Source organism: Flavobacterium sp. 22659, from assembly GCF_052044235.1.
In the GTDB taxonomy this organism is placed as follows: Bacteria; Bacteroidota; Bacteroidia; order Flavobacteriales; family Flavobacteriaceae; genus Flavobacterium; species Flavobacterium johnsoniae.
This window is the reverse complement of record NZ_JBQEMU010000030.1, coordinates 55,689-61,880: the sequence shown is the minus strand read 5'-3', so window position 1 is coordinate 61,880 and position 6,192 is coordinate 55,689. Positions and strand designations below refer to the sequence as shown.

8 protein-coding genes are annotated in these 6,192 nt (G+C 34.3%); all 8 read right to left on the bottom strand.

What is annotated here, in order from left to right; genetic code table 11:
* Positions 1-359: 359 nt before the first annotated feature.
* The 8 genes from hemF to hemC all read right to left on the bottom strand — a co-directional run bounded on the left by hemF (position 360) and on the right by hemC (position 6,089).
* The gene (gene hemF / locus ACTJIW_RS22480) at positions 360-1,262 is read right to left on the bottom strand and encodes an oxygen-dependent coproporphyrinogen oxidase (RefSeq protein ID WP_440716478.1); all 903 of its coding nucleotides are present in this window, start codon (positions 1,260-1,262) and stop codon (positions 360-362) included.
* Between the two features lie 3 nt (positions 1,263-1,265).
* On the bottom strand, positions 1,266-1,685 hold the full coding sequence (locus tag ACTJIW_RS22475; RefSeq protein ID WP_440716479.1) for a hypothetical protein: 420 nt from the start codon (positions 1,683-1,685) through the stop codon (positions 1,266-1,268).
* 17 nt (positions 1,686-1,702) lie between these two features.
* Positions 1,703-2,248 (bottom strand): GNAT family N-acetyltransferase, encoded by a 546-nt coding sequence (locus tag ACTJIW_RS22470; protein WP_440716480.1) that lies wholly within the window; start codon positions 2,246-2,248, stop codon positions 1,703-1,705.
* A 2-nt stretch (positions 2,249-2,250) separates the two neighbouring features.
* A complete protein-coding gene (locus ACTJIW_RS22465) occupies positions 2,251-2,628 on the bottom strand; it encodes a hypothetical protein (RefSeq protein ID WP_440716481.1) in 378 nt (125 codons plus the stop codon).
* 2 nt (positions 2,629-2,630) lie between these two features.
* On the bottom strand, positions 2,631-3,308 hold the full coding sequence (locus tag ACTJIW_RS22460) for a hypothetical protein (RefSeq protein WP_440716482.1): 678 nt from the start codon (positions 3,306-3,308) through the stop codon (positions 2,631-2,633).
* 77 nt (positions 3,309-3,385) lie between these two features.
* Positions 3,386-4,411: a uroporphyrinogen decarboxylase gene (gene hemE / locus ACTJIW_RS22455; RefSeq protein ID WP_073410233.1), complete on the bottom strand. Its 1,026-nt coding sequence runs from the start codon at positions 4,409-4,411 to the stop codon at positions 3,386-3,388.
* Positions 4,412-4,500: 89 nt separating this feature from the next.
* Entirely contained in the window at positions 4,501-5,166 is a 666-nt protein-coding gene (locus tag ACTJIW_RS22450) for a uroporphyrinogen-III synthase (protein ID WP_440716483.1), read from the bottom strand.
* Positions 5,166-6,089, bottom strand: coding sequence for a hydroxymethylbilane synthase (gene hemC / locus ACTJIW_RS22445; protein ID WP_440716484.1), 924 nt, complete (start codon positions 6,087-6,089; stop codon positions 5,166-5,168). The genes ACTJIW_RS22450 and hemC overlap by 1 nt, the downstream gene beginning before the upstream one ends.
* Positions 6,090-6,192: the final 103 nt, after the last annotated feature.

Sequence of the window (6,192 nt, the reverse complement as noted above, 5' to 3'; positions counted from 1 at the left end):
AAAAAAATTATTGACATTTTCAAAAGCTCCAGCGGAGCGACATAGATATTTTGTGGTTATTTAATATAGCTTTTCTTTAAAATGCGTAACAATATATATCACCCCTCTGGGGTTTTATATTATGGAGATATATTTCGCTATAAATATTTCGCTCCGCTGGAGCTCTATGGAGAGATTGCTAAATGAGGCTATAAATATTTGGCTTCTCCGAAGCTTTTTTATGTGAGTTAAAAATCTCTTAGAACTAGTGTATATAAAAAAATGCTCCAGAGGAGCATTATATGTATAGATATGTATAAAGATTAGATAAAAGCTCCAACGGAGCGGCATCTATGTAATCCGAATTCATTTAATAAAAATTAAATCCAATCAATGGGGTTCTGCAATACATTAATTAATTTTTCTTCGTCACTTCCTGCTTCTGGATGATGATCGTAAACCCATTGCACATGCGGAGGCAGACTCATTAAAATACTTTCGATTCTTCCGTTGGTTTTTAAACCGAATAAAGTTCCTTTATCATGAACCAGATTAAACTCAACATAACGGCCACGACGGATTTCCTGCCAATTTCTGTTTTCTGATGTATACTTTAAGTTTTTTCTTTTTTCTACAATCGGAACATAAGCTTCAAGGAAACTGTTTCCAACTTCGGTTACAAAATCGTACCAGTTTTCCATTGACATTTGCTCATTTGCCTTGCAATAGTCAAAGAATAAACCGCCAAGTCCGCGGGCTTCATTTCTATGAGCGTTCCAGAAATACGAGTCGCATTGTTTTTTATATTTTGGATAAAATTCCGGATTGTGTTTGTCGCAAGCGGTTTTACAGGTTTGATGAAAATGCTTTGCATCTTCTTCAAACAAATAATAAGGCGTTAAATCCTGTCCGCCGCCGAACCATTGTTCGATAACTTTTCCAGATTCGTCGTACATTTCAAAATAGCGCCAATTGGCGTGGACAGTAGGAACCATTGGATTTTTCGGGTGAATCACCAGACTTAATCCGCACGCAAAGAAATCAGCTTCGCCAACACCAAACATTTTCTGCATTGTTTCGGGAAGTTTTCCGTGAACGGCTGAAATATTTACACCGCCTTTTTCAAAAACGGCTCCGTTTTCAATAACGCGTGTTCTTCCGCCTCCGCCTTCAGGACGTTTCCATAAGTCTTCACGGAATTTTGCAGTTCCGTCAACAGTTTCTAATCCTGCACAGATTTGGTCTTGTAAATTTTGTATGTATGCGTAAAATTTGTCTTTCATTTTTTATTTTTCTGGTAAAGTATCATGATATTTAAATGCGATATTCATATCAACTACTATTAGTGTATCTTTTTTAAAGATTTTTATAAATCTTGAATTTGCTTTTTTTACTAATGAATCTCCTATTTCAGCTTTTTCCCAAATAAAAGAATATCCATAAACGTTACTTGAATCCTTTAGTTTAAAAGTGGGCGACATTCTGTTATTTGAATCTAAATATTTTTTGACAATTAACCCTGAAAAAATTTCAGCATGCCTATTTCTATAAATGTCTTTACTAATTCTTACATCGTTTGAAAAATAGGAACAAGTACTTACAAATACTGCAAAGCCCAACATTACAAAAAAGCCTTTATATAACGGATTTAATTTTTCAAATTCAAAGTTAGAAGCGTTATCAAAAAATTTTTCAAAAGCATTCATTTTTTTAAATTTATACTTTATGATTTAATATATTCAGATTTAAGCAATCCAAAGTAAACAGAGTTTTGCAAAGTGCCATCGCCATTTCTAAATTCGTCTCTTAATATTCCTTCTTGTTTAAAATTATGTTTCAATGCAATTCGCTGACTTGCTAAATTAACTTCTGATGTACAAATGAAAACCTTGTTCATCATCAATTCTTTAAAGCAGAATTCAAGTGCATCAGAAACCATTTTTGATGTAATCCCTTTTCCTTGGTAATCTTTATCAATAAAATACCCTAATTCACATTTAGAAATGCGATAATCTATTGTTTTTACACATAAATAACCAATCAAATTATTGGTTTTAATATCTCGGGCATAAAAATAATAACCTTCACTGTTTTTTTCTCTGTCTTTGCTGACCGAGATAAAATTTTCTGCATTTTCCGGTGAATCAGAATTTGCAAGAGTTACTGGGAAAGTATGTCCGATGTGATCTCTATTCTTATCAATTAGTTCATAAAACTCATTGGGAAGAATGTGTTCAATTCGATCGGTTTTCCAGTCTGTAAAATCCATCTTTATTTATTTTTAAGAGAAGCAATTTTAGTGTTGATTCCAAAAGAAAAAACTTTGCTTTCATGTTGGATATATTGGTAAACAGCCAAAGCTTTATCAGTAAGATTATAATTTTCTTCTTTAGAAAATTCGATTAAAATATCTCCAAATTGCTCTAATTGATCCCAGTCAAAATGAAGACGGATTAATAAGTTGATTAATTCTTCATGAGAATAATCAATTAGCGTTTGAATATTTAGTCCAAACTCTTTTAATTGGTTCTCAATATCTGATTTTTGTAAATGACTTAGCGGATAAGGAACATAAACAAGAGTTCGCAATGTTTTTAAAACATTGTCGCTTCTGATTTTCTCTTCGTCTCTTAAACCTTTATTAAGCATTCTTAGTATTTATTAGATTTGAATGTGGTTTTACTGAAAACTAATTTTCCTTTTTGGGAAGTTTCTTCTTTACCAAAGTTCTTAATTATTCGGTAAATAAAATACAAAACAGGAACTGAATAATAAATGAATCCCATACAAATAGGAACATAAGGCTTTTCTATAAATAACCCGCTCGACTTGACCATTTGGAAATAATGAGACTTTTCTAAAAATTCATTTGTCAATCCAAATGGAGGAACATATTTATTTCCAATTGCAAGAATCATAATTAAGAAGAAATAGAAAATGACTTTTACAACTGATTTTCCTATCTGCATCATTCTCACATCTGGAGTTACGTTTGAAAACGCAAATCGCATTCGATTTAAAACCGTCAGCAGATAGATAAATAAAATATTAGTATTGATAACCGATTCATTGAACGAATAGGCAAATGTTCCGTATAAAGGGAAAAAGACAAAAAGTGACCATTTTTTTGGCATAACTGCCATAAAAACTCCCGAATGCACCATTATAAACTCAAAAGTCATTAAAACAGCAAGATCATTTATGAGACTTACTGGGTGAAGTTCCGGATGCGTCCAAACCATCAAAAACACATAAGCATAATAAGCCTGAAATCCATATTCGATAAATGAAAACGGTGAGTTTCTGCTGAGGTTTAGGTTTGTTAGCATATTTTTAAGTTGATGGTTGTTGGTTTATGGTTGATAGTATTCGTATCCAACAACTATCAACCATACACTATCAACGACTATTGTCCGTATTCCTTAACCGCGTCGATAAACGCTTTTGCGTGATCTACAGGGATATTTGGTAAAATTCCGTGACCTAAATTTACAACATATTTATCTTTTCCAAACTCATCGATCATTTCGTGAACCATTTTCTTGATAGTTGGAATTGGAGAAAGTAATCTTGACGGATCAAAATTTCCTTGTAAAGTAATGTTTCCTCCAGACAAGTAACGGGCATTTCTTGCAGAACAAGTCCAGTCTACTCCAAGAGCAGAAGCACGGCTTTTACCCATTTCGCCAAGAGCAAACCAGCATCCTTTTCCGAAAACAATAACCGGAGTTAAATCGGCCAAAGCTTCGACAATTTGGTTGATGTATTTCCATGAGAATTCCTGATAATCAACCGGAGAAAGCATTCCTCCCCAAGAATCAAAAATCTGAACGGCATCAACTCCCGCTTTTACTTTTTCCTTTAAGTATAAAATTGTAGTATCAGTGATTTTTTGCAATAAAGTATGTGCTGCAGCCGGATTTGAAAAGCAAAATCCTTTTGCCATATCAAAACTTTTAGAACCTCTTCCTTCAACAGCGTAGCAGAAAATTGTCCATGGCGAACCAGCAAAACCAATTAATGGAACTTCGTCGTTCAACATTTCTTTAGTCAATTTGATTGCATCCATTACATAACCAAGACTTTCCTGAATATCCGGAACATAAACTCGGTGAACATCAGCCATTGAACGAATTGGATTTGGGATGAACGGACCGATATTTTCTTTCATTAAAACTTCGATTCCCATTGCTTGCGGAACAACTAAAATGTCTGAGAACAAAATAGCGGCATCTGGAGCAATTCTGCGGATTGGCTGTACAGTAATTTCAGCAGCTAATTCTGGAGTCTGACAACGTGTGAAGAAATCATATTTATCACGTAATTCGATGAATTCCGGTAAATATCTTCCGGCTTGACGCATCATCCATACTGGCGGACGCTGAACGGTTTCTCCTTTTAATGCTTTTAAAAATAGGTCGTTTTTTAACATTTTTTTCCTTGCTTTAGGCTTTAAGCTTTAGGCTTTCAGCTTGTTTAACTATGATTTTTTGCTTACGGCTTACTGCCTAAAGCTTATTGCTATTTATATTCTTGAATTACATCTTCGATCACGTCTTCAATTGTGGGCTGATCTGCGATAATGATGTTTTTGGTGATTTTATGTAAAGCTTCTGCGGTGGTTTCTCCAATACAGAAACAAAGCTGTTTATTTATGGTGTTGTCTTTCAGATAACTTTTTACTCCAGATGGACTAAAAAACAAAAGCGCTTCTGGATTTGCTTTTATTTTTTGTGGCTGCAGTGTAGTTTCATAAACCTGAATTTCATTGAGTTTTATGCCAGCTTCTTTCAAAGCTTCCGGCAGAGTATCTCTTCTTAAGTTGCCGCTGAAAAAAGTATAACTTTCATTTCCATAAATCAAAGTGATAATTTCTGCCAAATCAGATGCGTAACCTGTATAAGCCACAACATTAAAGCCATTATCGCTTAAAAGCGTTTTGGTTTTAAGTCCAACGCAATACACATTTTTGCTTTTAAGCTCTTCGGATTTTGGATTTGATAAAACACTGTGAACGGCATTTTGACTTGTGAAAATCAGACTTTCGTTAAGGTCTTTTAATTCGAAAGGTTTGTTTTCTGTTTTAATGAAATCAGCTTCGATTACTTCGATACCAATTTTAAACAACTCTTGTTTATGAAGAGGCGATAGTATTTTAGTAGATAATATCTGAATTGGGTTTGCCATTATTTTTTCAGGGATTCTTTAATCTTTTGCATTAATTCCGTTCCGCCATTATTCAAGATTTCCTGAGCTGAGTTGAAACCTAATTTTTTCCACTCCGAAATATCAACGGTTTTGTTGATTTCCAGTTTTTGTTTTCCATCAATAGAAAGTAAAACACCTTGAAAATGCAAAGTATCTTCGTCCTCGTTATACGTTACTAAAGCTCCAATTGGGGCAGTACATCCGCCTTCAAGTGTTCTTAAAAACTGACGTTCGATATGTGTACATATTTCGGTTTCAATATCATTTAGCTGAGAAAGGGCATCCAATGTATAATTGTCATTTTCCATTGCCACAACAAGCATTGCTCCTTGTGCCGGTGCTGGAATCATCCAATCTAAATTGATATAATTTTCTGGTTTTAAGTTGATGCGCTCTAAACCTGCAGCTGCAAAAACAGCTCCATCCCAATCATTGTCTTGTAATTTCTGCATACGCGTATTTACGTTTCCGCGTAAATCAACAACTTTATGATTTGGGTATTTATTGAACCATTGCGCCTGACGTCTAAGACTTCCGGTCGCAATAATACTTGGATTTGTAAAATCAGGATTTCCTTTGTGAACTAAAATATCCAGAACATTGGCTCTTGGTAAAACAGCACCCTGAACGATACCTTTTGGTAAAGCTGTTGGAACGTCTTTCATAGAATGTACCGCAATATCAATATCGCCATTGATCATAGCAATGTCCAGCGTTTTGGTAAAAATTCCTGTAATTCCTAACTCATAAAGAGGTTTGTCCAGAATAATATCGCCCTGAGATTTAACCGCAACAATTGAGGTTTTATAACCTAAATCGTTTAGTTTTTTCTCGACAGTATGTGCCTGCCAAAGTGCTAATTCGCTATCGCGCGTTCCAATTCTGATTGTTTTTTCAGCCATGTTTTGTTTCTTGAACCATATAAGTTATATAAGTAAATTTTAAGCAGTTTGGGTAAAACACAGTTTTTAAATGAACTTATATAACTTATATGGTTTAAAATTT

Coding starts and splice junctions, on each gene's coding strand:
- hemE (WP_073410233.1), bottom strand. CDS start 4,411: ATGTTAAAAAACGACCTATTTTTAAAAGCATTAAAAGGAGAAACCGTT.
- ACTJIW_RS22475 (WP_440716479.1), bottom strand. CDS start 1,685: ATGAATGCTTTTGAAAAATTTTTTGATAACGCTTCTAACTTTGAATTT.
- ACTJIW_RS22460 (WP_440716482.1), bottom strand. CDS start 3,308: ATGCTAACAAACCTAAACCTCAGCAGAAACTCACCGTTTTCATTTATC.
- ACTJIW_RS22465 (WP_440716481.1), bottom strand. CDS start 2,628: ATGCTTAATAAAGGTTTAAGAGACGAAGAGAAAATCAGAAGCGACAAT.
- ACTJIW_RS22470 (WP_440716480.1), bottom strand. CDS start 2,248: ATGGATTTTACAGACTGGAAAACCGATCGAATTGAACACATTCTTCCC.
- hemF (WP_440716478.1), bottom strand. CDS start 1,262: ATGAAAGACAAATTTTACGCATACATACAAAATTTACAAGACCAAATC.
- hemC (WP_440716484.1), bottom strand. CDS start 6,089: ATGGCTGAAAAAACAATCAGAATTGGAACGCGCGATAGCGAATTAGCA.
- ACTJIW_RS22450 (WP_440716483.1), bottom strand. CDS start 5,166: ATGGCAAACCCAATTCAGATATTATCTACTAAAATACTATCGCCTCTT.